This is a genomic window from Parapedobacter sp. ISTM3 (assembly GCF_016533505.1).
GTDB classification, from domain to species: domain Bacteria; phylum Bacteroidota; class Bacteroidia; order Sphingobacteriales; family Sphingobacteriaceae; genus Parapedobacter; species Parapedobacter luteus.
Genome location: NZ_JAENGN010000002.1, coordinates 184941 through 200157, shown reverse-complemented (window position 1 = coordinate 200157; position 15217 = coordinate 184941). Strand labels below are relative to the sequence as shown.

Below are 15217 nucleotides of genomic sequence, written 5' to 3'. Positions count from 1 at the left end.
CTTTCGTTAACCGCCCCTAACCCTTGTCAAAAAACACTTGCCGATACCGGTCAAACACAGCCATAGCCGCCTGACGCTGCTTTTGCTGTCCGCGCGCCGCTGCCACAAATGCAAATTGTTGCAATGCAACCAGGCTATCGCGTATGGCCATGCCCTCGATATTGGGCTTGGTCGCTGCGATGGCCGCGTAATAAGCCAGCTGCTCATCCAAAAAAGCCACATTCCGATCTAGCAATTCATTGGCTTTAGCCGTTTCTCCCACCTCATACAGCTGATCTGTCAATACGGGGTAACGCGCGGCGAGCTCCACCAGATGGATCCGCTCGGGCAGCACCTCCACCGCACGGTTTACTACATCATGTGCGGCATCTTTCTTTCCTTCCGCTATCAGCATCTCGGCTGTATCTGAAAACACCTTCATCGATTGGCCCACGAGCGCATAGGAAGTGGGATCAAGGTGTGGCGTTTCTTTCATGTTGCCCCAGGCATATTGCTGCATAATGTTTTCATAAGTGGCCTCCGTATTGACCAACCGCTTACCGTCTTTACCTTCCGCTCGTGCGTTTACCGGCATCAGCCTTAAGGCAAACCCTTCGGACACCAGGTAGTCGTCAAGTCCGAGCCGTTGACGTTCAGGCACCGAAAACGCAAAGTATATGGGGCGTTTCCACTCATTATGCACGAGGACGTCCATCATTGCCAGCTCTGCACGGGTCACGATATCCTGGTTATAATTCCAGATCATGGTATCTACGATATCCCCGTACCACTTCGCAGGCACTACCTGGTTTTCAATTACCTGATCTTTATCCACCGTCAGCTTAAACCGTTTGGTCGGGAGAAAATTACGTCGTGTACCGTTTGAATATTCCAGTTGGTCTGACGGGTTATCGGATAGCAGCAGGGCCAGCAGTGTTTCCAGCTCCACCGAATCCTGGATACCATAATCGTGATAATAAAGCACATCGCGTTGCCCTTTTACAAACTGGCGGTCCTCCATGGAAATGGGCAGTGCCCCGGCGTCATTAATCGGCTTCTTCATCTGCCGCACCTGCCAGTCCATCCCCAACAAGCTTAAATTTACGACACGGACATCCGGCCTTATGCCCTCCACCTCCTGCAAGTACCAAAGGGGGTACGAATCGTTATCGATATAAGTAAACAGAATGGCGTTCGGCGCGCAGGATTCCAGGTAATTGCGTGCCATATCCCGGGCCATAAACTTTTGCGAGCGGTCGTGATCATCCCAACCTTCGGCAGCCATCAATATAGGCGCCGCGAACAATGCGATCCCGACGGCGACCGGTACGGCGGTGTGCCGATTCAATCGTCTGTTCAGCAGGTCTGCCACCGCTGCCGCCCCCATGCCTATCCATATAGCAAACGCATAAAACGAACCTGCATAAGCATAATCCCGTTCACGGGGCTGCAGCGGGCTCTGATTGAGGTAGAGCACAATAGCAAGGCCTGTAAAAAAGAACAGCAACCCCACGACTGCCATGTCTTTCCGATGCCGCCGCAAATGCCAAACCAACCCCATAATGCCGAGCAACAACGGAAGGAAATAAAACGTATTGCGCGAAGGATCCATCCGCATCGCTTCGGGCAGATCATTTTGGCCGCCAAGCCGCCACTGATCAAGGAAGCTGATGCCGCTAATCCAGTTGCCTTCCGTATAGTTTTCGAAAAGCGGCTGCCTGTCGTTCTGCCGCCCGGCAAAATTCCACATAAAATACCGCCAATACATGTGACCGAGCTGGTAAGTGGTTAGAAACCTAAGGTTATCCGCAAATGCCGGCCGTTCCTGGTCGCCCAGGCCCAGCCAAGCGCGGTACGCCTGCGGATGGAAATCGCGATCGCTGTAAACGCGGGGAAACACCGTCGTGCGATCATATACGTATGTCAATGCTTTCCCGGCCACTTCGTACTTGGTCTCACCCTTACGGTAGGTGTTGGATCCCTGTTTGACATCGACGATATTGGCATCAAAGTACGGTCCGCTCAGCAACGGCTCGCTGCCAAACTGCCCCCGATTCAGGTACCATAAAAACGAAAAAGCATCATCGGGTTGACTGTTGTTCAAGGACGGATTGGCTTTCGCCCTGATAAGCACCATAGCAAATGAGCTATACCCAAAAATGATGAAGCTAAAACAGACAAACGCCATGTTCAGCATAGGTTTTGCACGGCGCATGGTATGCCACAGGCCATAGGCAATACCACCTACCAACGACAGCGCAAACACAGCGGCGCCGGTTCCGAATCCTGCTCCCAACGTATTTACAAAGAAGAGGTCGGTATACGCAGCGAATTTGACGAGGTATTGAACCACTCCCCAAAGAATGAAGGCCAGCAGGGCACAACCAATCAATAACGCACGCGTCACGCCTCGGGCGGTCACTTTGGAAGTCCTGCGGAAATACACCACCAGCGCCAGTGCGGGAATGGTCAATAAATTGAGCAAGTGCACACCAATGGAGAGTCCCATGATGTATGCAATGAACACCAGCCACCGGTCGCCCCCCGGCTCATCGGCCCTCGCCTCCCATTTCAGGATGGCCCAAAAGACGACCGCCGTACATAGGGAAGACATGGCATAGACCTCTGATTCCACTGCGGAAAACCAAAACGTGTCCGAAAACGTGTACGCCATCGCGCCGACCACACCCGCCCCCATGATCTGAAGCAGCCCCATTGGGGTGAGCGGTTCACCGTTCTTCCAGCAAATTTTCCGCACCAGCGCCGTGATGGTCCAGAACAAGAACACAATGGTCAACCCGCTGGATAAGGCCGACCCGAAATTCATCCAATAGGCTATGCGTTGCGGATCGCCGAATGCAAGGTTTGAAAACACATTTTGAAGCATCAAGAACAACGGCGCCCCCGGTTGGTGCACAATCTGCATACGGTACGCGGCAGCAATGAATTCGCCCGGATCCCACCAACTGGTTGTCGGTTCCATGGTCAATATATAGGTGATTGTGGCTGTCGCCGCACATAACCAGCCGACGAGATTGTTGATCTTTTGGTAATTCATGCTTATCCGGTTAGTCGGTATGCAATACGTTTATTAATTGCATAAAATTAAGGGATAAGCAGATACGTTATCCTCACCACGGCCCGATTTAACATTTTTTAACATCGACATGGCCGGTGTCAGTAATCCACAGGCAACTGCTTCATGAATTCCCTGACAGACGGGTGATCGGTCTTCTGAAAAGGCAGGCCCGTGCTACGCAAGCTTATGATTCGTGAGACCCTGAAGTCACGGTAGTCCTTGCGCAAGTGGCACCAGCCGATAACATGCCAGTTCAGCGCATAAAATATCAAGCCGACGGGCTCTATCCGCCTGCCGCTTTCTTCGCCATCCGCCTTGCAATAGCGGATGTCCAGTATGGTCTTGGAGACGACCGCCTCCTGCAAGGCGGACAGGTGCTCATAGTCATGCCCTTTCAGGTCCCTGGGAAGTTGAAACCCCGTATTGCTGGTCAGGTATTCCAGCTTTTCTTTTTGGGAGTCGCGCATCACCGCTTTTACTTTATTCAGCGCGCTGGAATAATGCTTGCGGATGGATTTATCGGCAAACCCGGTCAGCAGATTTTCCATCAGTAACAGGGCATTGGCCTCCTCCAAGCTGAACGATACCGGCCGGAGGAAATATCCCTCTACGACGAAATAGCCCTTGTTTGGCTCGAAGCCTACGGGTATCCCCTGCTCATTCAGCGCTTTGATATCGCGATACACGGTACGGATGCTAATATCAAACCGATCGGCCAATTGATCGCCCATCACGTACCGGCGCGACTGCAAAAGGGTTAGGATGCCAAACAAACGGTCTATCCTGTTCATGGCAGTCTCCTAATTCGAGGGCACGCCACCTCCGAAGAACCTCGCTTCATACTGCCCGAAAATTTTGGAAACACGCGCAGCCAGATCGTCCTGCCCATGTTCTTTGGCAGATTCAGCAAACCTATTCAACGTAAACATGCTATACTGAATGTTTTGCATTTCCAGGTTGGGCTTCGTTTCTGCAATGGCGGCGAAGTAGCGAAGTTGTTCCTCCAAATACTTCACATTGCGCTCGGTCAGTGCATTAGCCTTTTCCGTCTCCCCCACCGCATATAAGTTGTCTACAATAAAGGAATAGCTGTAAGCATCCATGATCCGGTAAATTCGTTCGGGCAAGGTCTCCAGCGCATTGTTCAGCAATTTTTTAGCTTCATCTATCCGGCCTTCCGCGATAAGCGCCTCGGCGGGTGCCGCGTAGATATTGTTCAATATCAAGCTAATCATCCGATACGATTCCGGGTCGATGTACGGTGAATTCTTCATGTTACCCCATACATATTTATTCATGGCATGGTCATATACAGCGTCTGCATTGACCAACCCCTGTGAGGAGTTCTGTACCATATTAATGGGCATCAGCCGGAGCGCAAACCCCTCGGAAACCAAGTATTTGTCCAACCCCATGAAATTTTCGCTCGGCACTGTGGTCGCAAAATAAATAGGCCGTTCCCAATTGTTGTTTACCAGGATATCCATGATGGCCAATTCTGCACGGGATACATAATTACGGTTGTAAGTCCACTGGAGGACGTCAACGATGCTATCCTGCCAGCGTTCGGGGACAACGTTGTGTTTGATGACGTCGTCTTTGTTGATGGTAAGCTGCAAGTTCTTGGTCGGCAGGAAATTCTCAGGCGCCTCGCCCTGTATCTGCCGTTTATCATTCGGATTGTCGGACAACATCAGGGCAACGATATTCTTCAGTTCGACCGCACCGGGAATTTTCGCGTCCTGATAGTAGATAACGTCGCGCACTCCCTTTACATATTTTTCATCCGGAATGGTGATGGGTAGCGGCTCCGCTTCATTCACCTCGTCTTTCATCTGCCGCACGTACCAATCCGCGCTCAATAAGCTGAGGTTGACCACGCGTACATCCGGCCGCACGTTCTCCACCTCCTGAGCATACCACAACGGATACGTATCGTTATCCCCGTATGTAAAAAGAATGGCATTCGGTGCGCAGGATTCCAAGTAATCCTTGGCAATATCGCGCGCCAGGAACTTCTGGGAGCGATCGTGGTCATCCCACCCGTCCTTAGCCAAAATCACCGGGCCAGCCAGCAGGCCGATGACGGTAGCCACCAGCCCAGCCGTACGGGCATTGAGCTTCCGCACCAACCAATCACTGATCCCCACGACACCCAAGCCAATCCAGATGGCAAATGCATAGAACGACCCTGCATACGCATAATCACGTTCGCGCGGTTGCAGGGGCGTTTGGTTGAGGTACAGGACGATGGCCAATCCGGTCATAAAAAACAACAGCCCCACCACGCCTGCATCCCGCTGGCGGCGTTTGAAGTGCCAGAACGCGCCAATCAATCCCAGAATCAGGGGCAAAAAATAAAATTTATTGTATGAAGGATCCGTCAGCTGCGATTGCGGCAGTGCGTCTTGTCCACCCACATGCAGCTGATCGATAAACTTGATGCCGCTAATCCAATTGCCCGTGGTGAGATCACCATGGCCCTGCTGATCATTCTGCCGGCCCACGAAATTCCAAAGGAAATACCGCCCATACATATGGCCTACCTGGTAGCTGAAGAAAAAGCGCAGGTTATCGCCAAACGTGGGTTGCTCGTTTTCGCCCAAGTTGAGGTAGCTGCGGTAATATTGCTGGTGGGACGGCTCGCGATAGCCATATATCCTCGGGAAGATGGTCTCCCGATCAAAAACGTAATCAAAATTTTGGCCGGCCACCTCATACTTTTCCGCCCCCTGCCGATAGATTTTACTTCCGTAATTGACATCTATCGGCCGAGAGTCAAAGTAAGGCCCCTTAAAAAGCGGATTATCACCGTATTGTTCGCGGTTGAGGTAGCTTAAGAACGCAAACGCGTTGTCGGGGTCGCTGTTATTCAACGTCGGGTTCGCTTTGGCACGGATAAGAATCATGGCAAAAGAACTGTAACCGAATACGATGAAAGCGAACGACAGCAGGATAATGTTAAGCAACGGTTTTGCTCGCTGTATGGAATACCATATTCCGTAAACGGTGCCACCGATGAGCAGCAGGGCAAATACCACCACGCCGGACCCGAAACCCATCCCCAGTGTATTCACAAAAAACAAATCAAAGTAAGCCGCAAACTTGATCAGGTATTGGATAATACCCCACAATACGACGGCTACCACGACAAAGCCGATAAGTAATGCCTTAAGTGCCCCGCCGCTTGTGACCTGTTGCGTACGGCGGAAATAAATGACCAGAGCGATCGCAGGGATTGCCAGCAAATTCAGGAGATGCACACCGATGGATAGCCCCATAATATAAGCGATGAAAAGCAGCCACTTGTCTGACCCCTGCTCATCAGCACGTGCTTCCCATTTCAAAATCGCCCAGAAGACCACCGCTGTACAGAGCGAAGACATCGCATATACCTCGGATTCGACCGCCGAAAACCAAAACGTATCTGAGAAAGTGTAAGCCAACGCACCTACCGCACCGGCTCCCATGATTTGAATTAAACCACTTTCCGTAAGATCTGTCCCTGCCTTCCATACCACCTTGCGGGCCAGTGCCGTAATGCTCCAAAACAAAAAGACGATGGTCAATCCACTGGATACCGCCGAGCCAACGTTCATCCAAAACGCAATGCGCTCGGGGTTGCCAAACGCCAAATTCGAAAAGACATTCTGCAGCATCAGGAACAACGGGGCTCCCGGCTGGTGCACAATCTGCATCTTATAGGCCGAGGCGATAAACTCGCCCGTATCCCAAAAGCTCGCGGTGCGCTCCGCCGTCAAAACGTATACAGTGGTCGCGATCAACCCGCATAACCAACCGATAATATTATTGATCTTATTGTAGTTCATAAAATATCGTGCGAATGGTCCATTACAAAATCACGCCCCGAAAATAAAGAATAGTACCGTAACACAAACATAATATTTGGTTTTTTAACACATGACGCATACTATCAAGCCCTTGCAGCAAAAAATAAAATATTTTTGCAATAATTGTTTTGTCGCCCTATATTTGCAGTCCCATTCGCAAGGGTGGTAATATAAGATTCGGATTGCCCGATAGTATAATGGTAGTACGACAGATTTTGGTTCTGTTTGTCTAGGTTCGAATCCTGGTCGGGCAACAAAAAAAAAAATTACGGATTGTCTTGCGGCAATCCGTAATTTTTTAACAGGTATTCTAATACGTGCAATCGAATCTTCATGGCACACTGGCATCTCGTAAACTGTGCAGCGATACACTACATACCGTATGGACTGGCGCAGTATACTTATGAATAAAATGTTTTGAAAAAAACAGGAAAGTTGTGGAAACAATGTTTATCTTAGCCTTACAGTGAAACATCACCATATCCCAATCCATTTGCTAACCCCAAAAACAACAACAGAACCATGCCTTTGCAATTCAATCCGGTAAAGCTTTTTTCCGGTTCCGGCTCCACGGAATTAGCCAAAAAAATCGCTCATGCTTACGGCAAAGATCTCGGTGCGATGACCGTTTCGTGCTTCAGCGACGGCGAAATTCAGCCATTTTACAATGAATCCGTCCGCGGATGTGATATCTTTCTCATCCAGTCGACCAATCAACCTACGGACAATCTATTTGAGTTGTTACTCATGATCGATGCTGCGAAGCGCGCTTCGGCACATTACATCACTGCCGTAGTGCCGTATTTCGGCTTTGCGCGGCAAGACCGCAAAGACAAACCCCGTGTAGCTATCGGCGCGAAAATGATTGCCAATCTAATTACTGCGGCAGGTGCACACCGTATTATGACCATGGATCTCCATGCCGCCCAGATACAGGGCTTCTTCGACATCCCGGTAGACCACCTGGATGCATCGGTTATCTTTGTGCCACACATCAAGTCACTTAACCTGCCGAACCTGACTATCGCCTCCCCCGACATGGGCGGATCATACCGTGCGCGCACATTTGCGAAGTTTTTCAACGCCGAGGTGGTCATTTGCGACAAGCAGCGCAAACGCGCCAATGAAATCGAATCCATGTCCATTATCGGTGACGTCACCGGACAGGACATTGTCCTCATTGATGACATATGCGACACAGCTGGCACATTATCCAAAGCCGCTTCGCTCATTATGGAAAACGGCGCCACGAGCGTGCGTGCAGTGTGTACCCATCCTGTTTTATCCGGCAAGGCCTATGAAACAATCGAAAATTCTGCGCTCACCGAACTCATTGTTACGGACACCATTCCGTTGAAGCAGCCCAGTCCCAAAATCAAGGTGCTTTCCACGGCCAATCTGTTTGCAGAAGCCATTAAGAATGTCAATGAACACGGGTCTATCAGTAATCTTTTTAGAGTAGAATGACATAAAATAGAAATATAGAATATTTTTACATATCTTTGCGGCCTCAAATTTTAAACATAATTTTAGATTCAAAATGAAATCAATTGCTATTAGCGGTTCTTTGAGAAAGAACGTAGGGAAAAGAGATGCGAAGGAGCTGCGCTACGCTGGTAAGGTACCCGCAGTGCTCTACGGTGGTGAAAAACAATACCACTTTGCCGTATCCGCAACTGATTTGAAGCCGGCAATCTATACGCCGGATGTTCACTTCATCGACTTGGAAATTGAGGGCAAAAAGTTCGAAGCTGTCGTTCAGGACGCACAATTCCATCCCTTGACGGACCAGGTGCGCCATGTGGACTTCCTGGAGCTCAACGATAAAAAAGAAGTTGCCCTGGAAATCCCAATCAAGCTTACCGGTACTTCCCCCGGCGTAAAAATGGGTGGTAAATTGGTGCAAAAACTTCGTAAACTACGCGTAAAAGCACTTCCGAAAGACTTACCTCAATACATCGAGGTGAGCTTGGAAAGCCTGGAGGTAGGAAAGTCTGTCCGCGTCGGCGAAATCCAACTGGAAAATGCACGTGTACTCAATAACGCTGACGATACCATTGTATCAGTCATCATGTCGCGCGCATTGCGCCAAGCCGAACAAGAAGCGGCTAAGGCTGACAAGAAAAAATAACTTATCACACCACATCTGTGAATGGGCAACCCTCAGCTGCGCAAGCACTGAGGGTTGCTTGTTTTAGTATGGGCTACCTGCCCCTGCCCGTCTTGAACTTCAAAGCTATCTTGCGTTTTTTTTCGGCTTTGACGACCATTCCTACGTGAGGCCGGAACCCGGAACAGCCACGCAAGTTGCATTGTGCGGCCCAACACAGGAGGTCGGCAGGATGAGCTCGAACAAATCCCTTTTCCTAAGAACGATTTATTGGAGCTAATGGCGGGAGTCTACAGCGAATCACCGAGGCTTCTGGAACAGACAGCGCCTCAAGGTTGGGGCAAAAGTCCCTACAGGAAACTTTATGTTGAAGCGATGGATGACCGATATTCTCTGTACCGGTATAGAAGGGTTGTGGATTTTCTCAGCTTCCGCCTTAAGTACCGAGAGAAGCATATATGCAGGACGAATACCGTGAGCTATCCCTGGGAATAAATTCCCCATATTCCGCCGATACCCCCGAAACAATCGGGGAGTCAATCATTGAAATTCTTGCAACTTACAAAGTTGCCCATGTTGATCCGTTGGACTTCGCGAAGATATTTGAAGAAATCACCAAGCGGAAAACACCTGAAGATGTATTGGCTTATCTCCATGTATACGGTGAATTTCCAGGGGGATACCCAATGAAGCTGGAAGATTACATGTTTTAGCTTTAAGCCTTTATGTATATCTTTGCTGCCATCGATGCGTACAGTGCCGGACGATGTAGCAATCGTGCTGTCCAGCACAATAAATAACAAGCAGCATCATAACAGTTAATGGCAAAAAAAACGTTGATAGTGGGCCTTGGCAACATTGGCCCGGAATATGCGGATACCCGGCACAATATTGGCTTCATGGTAGCCGATGAGCTGGCTAAACAAGCAGGAACTACCTTCTCCACTCTTCGGCATGCTTACTATACCGAATACCGGCAACGCGGCAACAGCGTATACGTCATCAAGCCGACCACCTATATGAACTTAAGTGGCAAAGCCGTCAATTACTGGATGCACGAGTTGAAGATTCCATTGGAAGATATCCTGGTGATTGTAGATGATCTCGCCCTGCCATTTGGCAAGATACGGCTGCGGCCCAAAGGCAGTAGCGCCGGCCACAACGGACTAAAAAACATCGAAGCACTGTGCGGAGGGCAAGGGTACCCCCGGCTGCGCTTTGGCATCGGCGATAACTTTCCGAAAGGTAGGCAGGTAGATTACGTGCTAAGCGGATTTGATGACGATGAATTGTTGGAATTACCCACCCTCATCGAACGTGCGGTACAGATGGTAAACAGCGTTGTCCACGTAGGTGTGGAGCTGACCATGACACAGTTCAACAAATAGCTCCTTTCCAAATTTGCAGGTCCCCAAGGCTACCTAAATCATTGCCGGCGCTTGGTCGTGATTTCAATCACACCATTCCGCCCTTTGTCGCCGTACTTGTCGACCGCCGCCTTGTCCTTCCATACGCGGATCGCCTCAATATCATCGGGAGGAAGCAGCTTGAGCGTCATGTCCTCTTTTTCTTCGCCATCAATGATAACCAAAGCCCCATTGAAGTCTGCATTGCCCGTTGCTACGCCCCTGATAGCCACACGGCCTGCGGCATTGTCCGCATTGTTGTCCGTCACGGCGTTGTCTCCCAGCGTTTGCATGCCGTAGCCCCTGATGCGGATGCTACTTTCCTGAAGCGTATCCGTGGTGCGCATCGGACTTCCCACAACAGCAACCTCTTCGAGTCCATCCAACGTGCGGCGGCCGCCACCCTCCGAGGCATCCCGCTTCGTCGTTATATATACGATACCGTTATCGCCACGGCGGCCATACAGTGCCGTTGCAGCTTCTCCTCCTTTGAGCACATCAATGCGTTCGATATGGTTCGGATTCAGCCCGTTTAAATCCCGCTCGGGATATATTTCTCCATCTACAACAAATAATGGCGGTGATGAAGAAAGGCTATCTGTCCGCCAAGCAGCCTGCTTAGCCAGCGGCACGTTAGGAAACATATCGGCGAAGTTGAGCCGCTCCGCTGCGCGATTGTCCCGAACGGTCCCCTTGGGCACCGTTTCCCCGATAGGGTCCGAGCCGCCGTCAAGCATCATCGGAGCGTCGTCGTCGGATACCGTTGCTACGGAGGGAGTATCCACCGCCGTCGCGACAGCCGGAATAATGCCGGCCGGATGTAGGCCATCCATTTCTGTTCGATGCTGGTATGCTTTTGTCACCGTAAATACCAGCACGAAAACAGCAACTGCGGGGATGGCAACCATGTATTTCCCCAGCTGCAACCGCGACGATCGCCGTTTATTCATCATCGCAATCCGGCGCTTCAGGCTTTTGAAATTAAACCCGTTCCCGATAGCCGGATTGCCGGCCGCATAGGTACCTACCTTCAGCAGGCTGTACTGATAGGCTTTCTTATCCACGCCGCTTTGCAGCACCCTCCTGTCGGTGATGAATTCCAGGTTCTCGTAGATTGCATGGCGGATCAGCCAAGCACCAGGGTTAAACCAGCAAATCACGCCGCATAATTCGGCCAATAAGACGTCCAGCGTATGCAGCCCGTCCACATGGATTTGTTCGTGTTCAAAAATCTCCTCCAGTTCACATTCACTGTGGTTGTGTACATTGACATAGATGTGCTGCCAGAAAGAAAAAGGGAGCACATTACCAAAAACCTGCCGGTAACGGAATAGCCGCCACATTGCCGGCCGCGACCCGCGGTGTATGCGCCACAAGCTGCCCAGCCGCATCAACAACTTCATGGCAAACCATGCCACGCCACCGCCTATCAATGCCGTAATCAGCGGCCACCAATCAAACGTATCCGCAGGTACCTGCTGCCAGTCAGGAATGATATAGACAACCTCGCCTGGCAACGTCTGATCAGCCTTCTCCAACAGGGCACCCACGTCCACCAGGGGATAGCCCATCGAAAAAAACAAGGCAAACAACAGGTAAAACCGGTTGAGGGTGTAGAATGTCAGCTTGCGCAACAGCCATCTGTAGACAACGTAAAACAGGATAACGGCCAGATTGGCCTTCAGCAGGTATATGACAACATCAGGCACGGCTATTCGCTTTTTTCTTCCTTAATCATCCTGATGATGTCGTCCAGTTCATCCGCACTGATTTTTTCTTCCTTAGCGAAAAAACTCACCAGTTCTTTATAGGAATTTTTGAAGTAGTCGCTCACAAAACCGCTCATAAACATTTTTTTGTAATCTTCCTCCGCAACGATTGCCTCGTACCGATAAGCGTTGGCATACTTTACTGCCTTTACATACCCCTTGCGCTGCAAGTTTTTTATGGTGGAAGCCAGCGTAGTGTACGGCACTTTTTCTCCCGGCATGCGCTCAAGCAACTCTTTGACGAATCCACCGTTGTTGCGCCAAATCAATTGCATGGCGTCCTCTTCCTGAATAGTCAGTTTTTCCATTTGCTTATGTTCGTGACGTAAAGTTACGAGAAAAACGTAGAACTCCAATATTTCCGTTAAAAATGATTTGTTTTATGGTGCCACACATTGGCCACCGTCGTTATTATATTAATTTAACATTAAAATGGCATCAAATAATCTGTTTAAACGCTTTTATATTTTCCCAATTTCATTACATTTGCAATTCATCCAATTAGATTATGTCAGAAACAGCTTCAATATCATTAAACGGAAAATCCTATGAACTGCCTGTTATCACAGGCACAGAAAATGAACAAGGTATCGATATATCGAAATTGCGCGATGTGTCGGGAGCAATTACCGTTGACCCAGGGTACAAAAATACGGGGGCCACTAAAAGTGCCATCACATTTTTAGACGGGGAAAAAGGCGTACTCCGCTACCGAGGGTATCCGATTGAGCAATTGGCTGAACATTCGACATTTTTGGAAGTGGCGTACCTGCTGATTTATGGCGAATTGCCTTCTTCAGACACCTTACTTGACTTCAGGAAGAAAATCAGCCGCCATACGCTCATCCATGAAGACATGAAAAAATTTTTTGATGGTTTTCCATCAAAATCGCATCCTATGGGGCAGCTCTCCTGCCTGGTGGGAGCACTGTCAGCTTTCTACCCTGAATCACTTAACCCCAATCCCAGTGAGGAAGAAGAAAACCTGACCATCATCAAGCTATTGGCCAAGATGCCGACCATCGTATCATGGATCTATAAGAAATCCCTCGGCCACCCCGTTATTTATCCCCGCAATGAGCTCAACTATGTGCACAATTTCCTCAATATGACATTCGGCCAAATCACCGAAGACATTGTCATTGATAAATCGGTGGTAAGTGCGATGCATAAACTGCTTATCTTGCACGCCGACCATGAACAAAACTGCTCGACGTCCACAGTGCGTATCGTAGGCTCTTCAAATGCCAATTTATATGCGTCCATATCAGCTGGCATCTCCGCACTTTGGGGGCCGCTGCACGGCGGCGCCAACCAAGCGGTCATTGAGATGCTCGAAAACATCAAAAACGATGGCGGCAACAGTGCAAAATGGTTGGCCAAGGCAAAAGACAAAAACGACCCCTTCCGGTTGATGGGCTTCGGTCACCGTGTATACAAAAATTTCGACCCGCGTGCAAAAATTATAAAAAAGGCCTGTGATGAGGTGCTGGATAAACTGGGCATCAATGATCCGGTACTTGACATTGCCAAAGAGCTTGAGGAGGCTGCACTGAAAGACCAGTACTTTGTGGACCGCAAGCTTTATCCCAATGTTGATTTTTATTCGGGGATTATCTACCGTGCATTGGGCTTCCCGACGGATATGTTTACCGTGTTGTTTGCACTGGGAAGGCTACCCGGATGGATTGCCCAATGGAAGGAAATGAAAGCCAACAAGGAACCCATCGGTCGCCCCAGGCAGATATACACCGGCAGCACGATAAGAGATTATGTGCCGTTGGATCAACGATAATCTTTTGTAAACCCAACGGATTCGAGCATCGGTTGGGTTTACACGCTTAGAATCATTCAAAATAATCTAGCGTCCCGCTGCGTATTATCGGGCCAATTCCTTATGTTTGCACGAATGTTTTAGCGTGTAAAGCAACGTGGTCTTCTATATTACATACATCATTGTCGCCATCGCATTATTTGGGTTCATTGCACTTTTCACCTTATTTGCGGTATACAGCGAGCGCAAGATAGCCGGCTTCGTCCAGGATCGTCTTGGTCCGATGGAAACGGGCAAGTACGGCAGCCTACAAACCTTGGCCGATATCCTCAAGCTTATCCAAAAGGAATTTATCACGCCTTCGGCAGCCGACAGCATATTGTTCAGCGTAGCGCCTGTTGTCATCTTCGCTGCCGTTTTTTTGGGTTTTGTCGTGATGCCTTGGGCACCGGGCATTGCCCCGGCAGCACTTCATTTGGGGCTTTTTTATGGGTTGGCCATCGTTTCGGTTGATGCCATCGGCCTCCTGATGGCCGGATGGGGATCCAACAATAAGTTTTCACTGCTTGGCTCCATGCGGGCTGTGGCGCAGATCATCTCCTATGAGATTCCCGCCGGCATCGCATTGATTGCCGCCGTAATGATCGCGCAGACACTTGATATGCAGGAAATCACACGCCAACAAGGTATTATGGTTGAAGATGAGCGCATCCTGTTTCTCGGGCTCTGGGATGTCAGCCACATCGGCGGTATACTGGCTTGGAACATCTTCCAAGCTCCGCACCTTTTACTTGCATACGTTATTTTTTTCATCGCTTCGCTTGCAGAATGCAACCGCGCGCCGTTTGACATTCCCGAAGCCGAATCCGAATTGGTCGGGGGCTTCCATACCGAATATGGCGGCCTGCGGTTCGCGTTTATTTTTCTGGCGGAGTATGCCATGATGTTTCTGGTAGCCATGATTGGCGTGACGGTCTTTCTTGGCGGATGGAATACACCATTACCCAACATCGGGACGGTGAAGCTGGCAGATTGGACCACGGGGCTGGCTTGGGGGATTTTCTGGACACTCATCAAGACGTTACTTGTCGTGGGCCTCCAAATGTGGATTCGGTGGACTTTACCCCGCCTGCGGGCTGACCAGCTTATGGCGCTTTGCTGGAAGGTGCTTACTCCATTGGCGTTCCTCTGTATGGCCCTTTCGGGGATATGGCGGGTGTGGGTGATCGTTGGTGGGTGATTGGGAACT

Annotated in this window: 11 protein-coding genes and 1 tRNA gene; 7 read left to right on the top strand and 5 right to left on the bottom strand. The window is 49.9% G+C overall.

Features of this window, described 5'->3' with window-relative positions:
- Window positions 1–16: 16 nt before the first annotated feature.
- The 3 genes from JHJ32_RS03575 to JHJ32_RS03565 all read right to left on the bottom strand — a co-directional run bounded on the left by JHJ32_RS03575 (window position 17) and on the right by JHJ32_RS03565 (window position 6888).
- Complete coding sequence (locus JHJ32_RS03575) at window positions 17–3037, bottom strand: DUF2723 domain-containing protein (RefSeq protein WP_200119898.1); 3021 nt, start codon at window positions 3035–3037, stop codon at window positions 17–19.
- A 119-nt stretch (window positions 3038–3156) separates the two neighbouring features.
- Window positions 3157–3849: a YafY family protein gene (locus tag JHJ32_RS03570; RefSeq protein ID WP_200119897.1), complete on the bottom strand. Its 693-nt coding sequence runs from the start codon at window positions 3847–3849 to the stop codon at window positions 3157–3159.
- A gap of 9 nt (window positions 3850–3858) precedes the next feature.
- Window positions 3859–6888 carry a DUF2723 domain-containing protein gene (locus JHJ32_RS03565; RefSeq protein ID WP_200119896.1) on the bottom strand — a complete coding sequence of 1010 codons (3030 nt, stop codon included), beginning with the start codon at window positions 6886–6888 and terminating at the stop codon, window positions 3859–3861.
- A gap of 204 nt (window positions 6889–7092) precedes the next feature.
- Between JHJ32_RS03565 and JHJ32_RS03560 the strand changes: the two genes are divergently transcribed.
- The 5 genes from JHJ32_RS03560 to pth all read left to right on the top strand — a co-directional run bounded on the left by JHJ32_RS03560 (window position 7093) and on the right by pth (window position 10407).
- Window positions 7093–7163 (top strand) — tRNA-Gln (locus JHJ32_RS03560).
- A gap of 268 nt (window positions 7164–7431) precedes the next feature.
- Window positions 7432–8376, top strand: a complete 945-nt coding sequence (locus JHJ32_RS03555) for a ribose-phosphate pyrophosphokinase (RefSeq protein ID WP_079716763.1) — start codon at window positions 7432–7434, stop codon at window positions 8374–8376.
- A 73-nt stretch (window positions 8377–8449) separates the two neighbouring features.
- On the top strand, window positions 8450–9040 hold the full coding sequence (locus tag JHJ32_RS03550) for a 50S ribosomal protein L25/general stress protein Ctc (RefSeq protein ID WP_079716764.1): 591 nt from the start codon (window positions 8450–8452) through the stop codon (window positions 9038–9040).
- A gap of 437 nt (window positions 9041–9477) precedes the next feature.
- Window positions 9478–9732: a hypothetical protein gene (locus JHJ32_RS03545; RefSeq protein ID WP_200119894.1), complete on the top strand. Its 255-nt coding sequence runs from the start codon at window positions 9478–9480 to the stop codon at window positions 9730–9732.
- A 108-nt stretch (window positions 9733–9840) separates the two neighbouring features.
- Entirely contained in the window at window positions 9841–10407 is a 567-nt protein-coding gene (gene pth / locus JHJ32_RS03540; RefSeq protein WP_079716766.1) for an aminoacyl-tRNA hydrolase, read from the top strand.
- A 38-nt stretch (window positions 10408–10445) separates the two neighbouring features.
- On the opposite strand, the gene JHJ32_RS03535 is transcribed toward pth, so the two are convergent.
- Both JHJ32_RS03535 and JHJ32_RS03530 read right to left on the bottom strand, forming a co-directional pair.
- A complete protein-coding gene (locus tag JHJ32_RS03535) occupies window positions 10446–12134 on the bottom strand; it encodes a M56 family metallopeptidase (RefSeq protein WP_200119892.1) in 1689 nt (562 codons plus the stop codon).
- 2 nt (window positions 12135–12136) lie between these two features.
- Window positions 12137–12502, bottom strand: coding sequence for a BlaI/MecI/CopY family transcriptional regulator (locus JHJ32_RS03530; protein WP_079716768.1), 366 nt, complete (start codon window positions 12500–12502; stop codon window positions 12137–12139).
- A gap of 200 nt (window positions 12503–12702) precedes the next feature.
- Here JHJ32_RS03530 and JHJ32_RS03525 point away from each other — a divergent pair, with 200 nt between their 5' ends.
- Together JHJ32_RS03525 and JHJ32_RS03520 are read left to right on the top strand one after the other, a co-directional pair.
- Entirely contained in the window at window positions 12703–13989 is a 1287-nt protein-coding gene (locus JHJ32_RS03525) for a citrate synthase (RefSeq protein ID WP_079716769.1), read from the top strand.
- A 136-nt stretch (window positions 13990–14125) separates the two neighbouring features.
- Complete coding sequence (locus tag JHJ32_RS03520; RefSeq protein WP_079716770.1) at window positions 14126–15208, top strand: complex I subunit 1 family protein; 1083 nt, start codon at window positions 14126–14128, stop codon at window positions 15206–15208.
- Window positions 15209–15217: the final 9 nt, after the last annotated feature.

What these genes read in the sequence shown, in the direction of transcription:
- JHJ32_RS03565 (WP_200119896.1), bottom strand. Translation starts at nt 6,888, where the DNA reads ATGAACTACAATAAGATCAATAATATTATCGGTTGGTTATGCGGGTTG.
- JHJ32_RS03570 (WP_200119897.1), bottom strand. Translation starts at nt 3,849, where the DNA reads ATGAACAGGATAGACCGTTTGTTTGGCATCCTAACCCTTTTGCAGTCG.
- JHJ32_RS03550 (WP_079716764.1), top strand. Translation starts at nt 8,450, where the DNA reads ATGAAATCAATTGCTATTAGCGGTTCTTTGAGAAAGAACGTAGGGAAA.
- JHJ32_RS03530 (WP_079716768.1), bottom strand. Translation starts at nt 12,502, where the DNA reads ATGGAAAAACTGACTATTCAGGAAGAGGACGCCATGCAATTGATTTGG.
- pth (WP_079716766.1), top strand. Translation starts at nt 9,841, where the DNA reads ATGGCAAAAAAAACGTTGATAGTGGGCCTTGGCAACATTGGCCCGGAA.
- JHJ32_RS03555 (WP_079716763.1), top strand. Translation starts at nt 7,432, where the DNA reads ATGCCTTTGCAATTCAATCCGGTAAAGCTTTTTTCCGGTTCCGGCTCC.
- JHJ32_RS03545 (WP_200119894.1), top strand. Translation starts at nt 9,478, where the DNA reads ATGCAGGACGAATACCGTGAGCTATCCCTGGGAATAAATTCCCCATAT.
- JHJ32_RS03575 (WP_200119898.1), bottom strand. Translation starts at nt 3,037, where the DNA reads ATGAATTACCAAAAGATCAACAATCTCGTCGGCTGGTTATGTGCGGCG.
- JHJ32_RS03525 (WP_079716769.1), top strand. Translation starts at nt 12,703, where the DNA reads ATGTCAGAAACAGCTTCAATATCATTAAACGGAAAATCCTATGAACTG.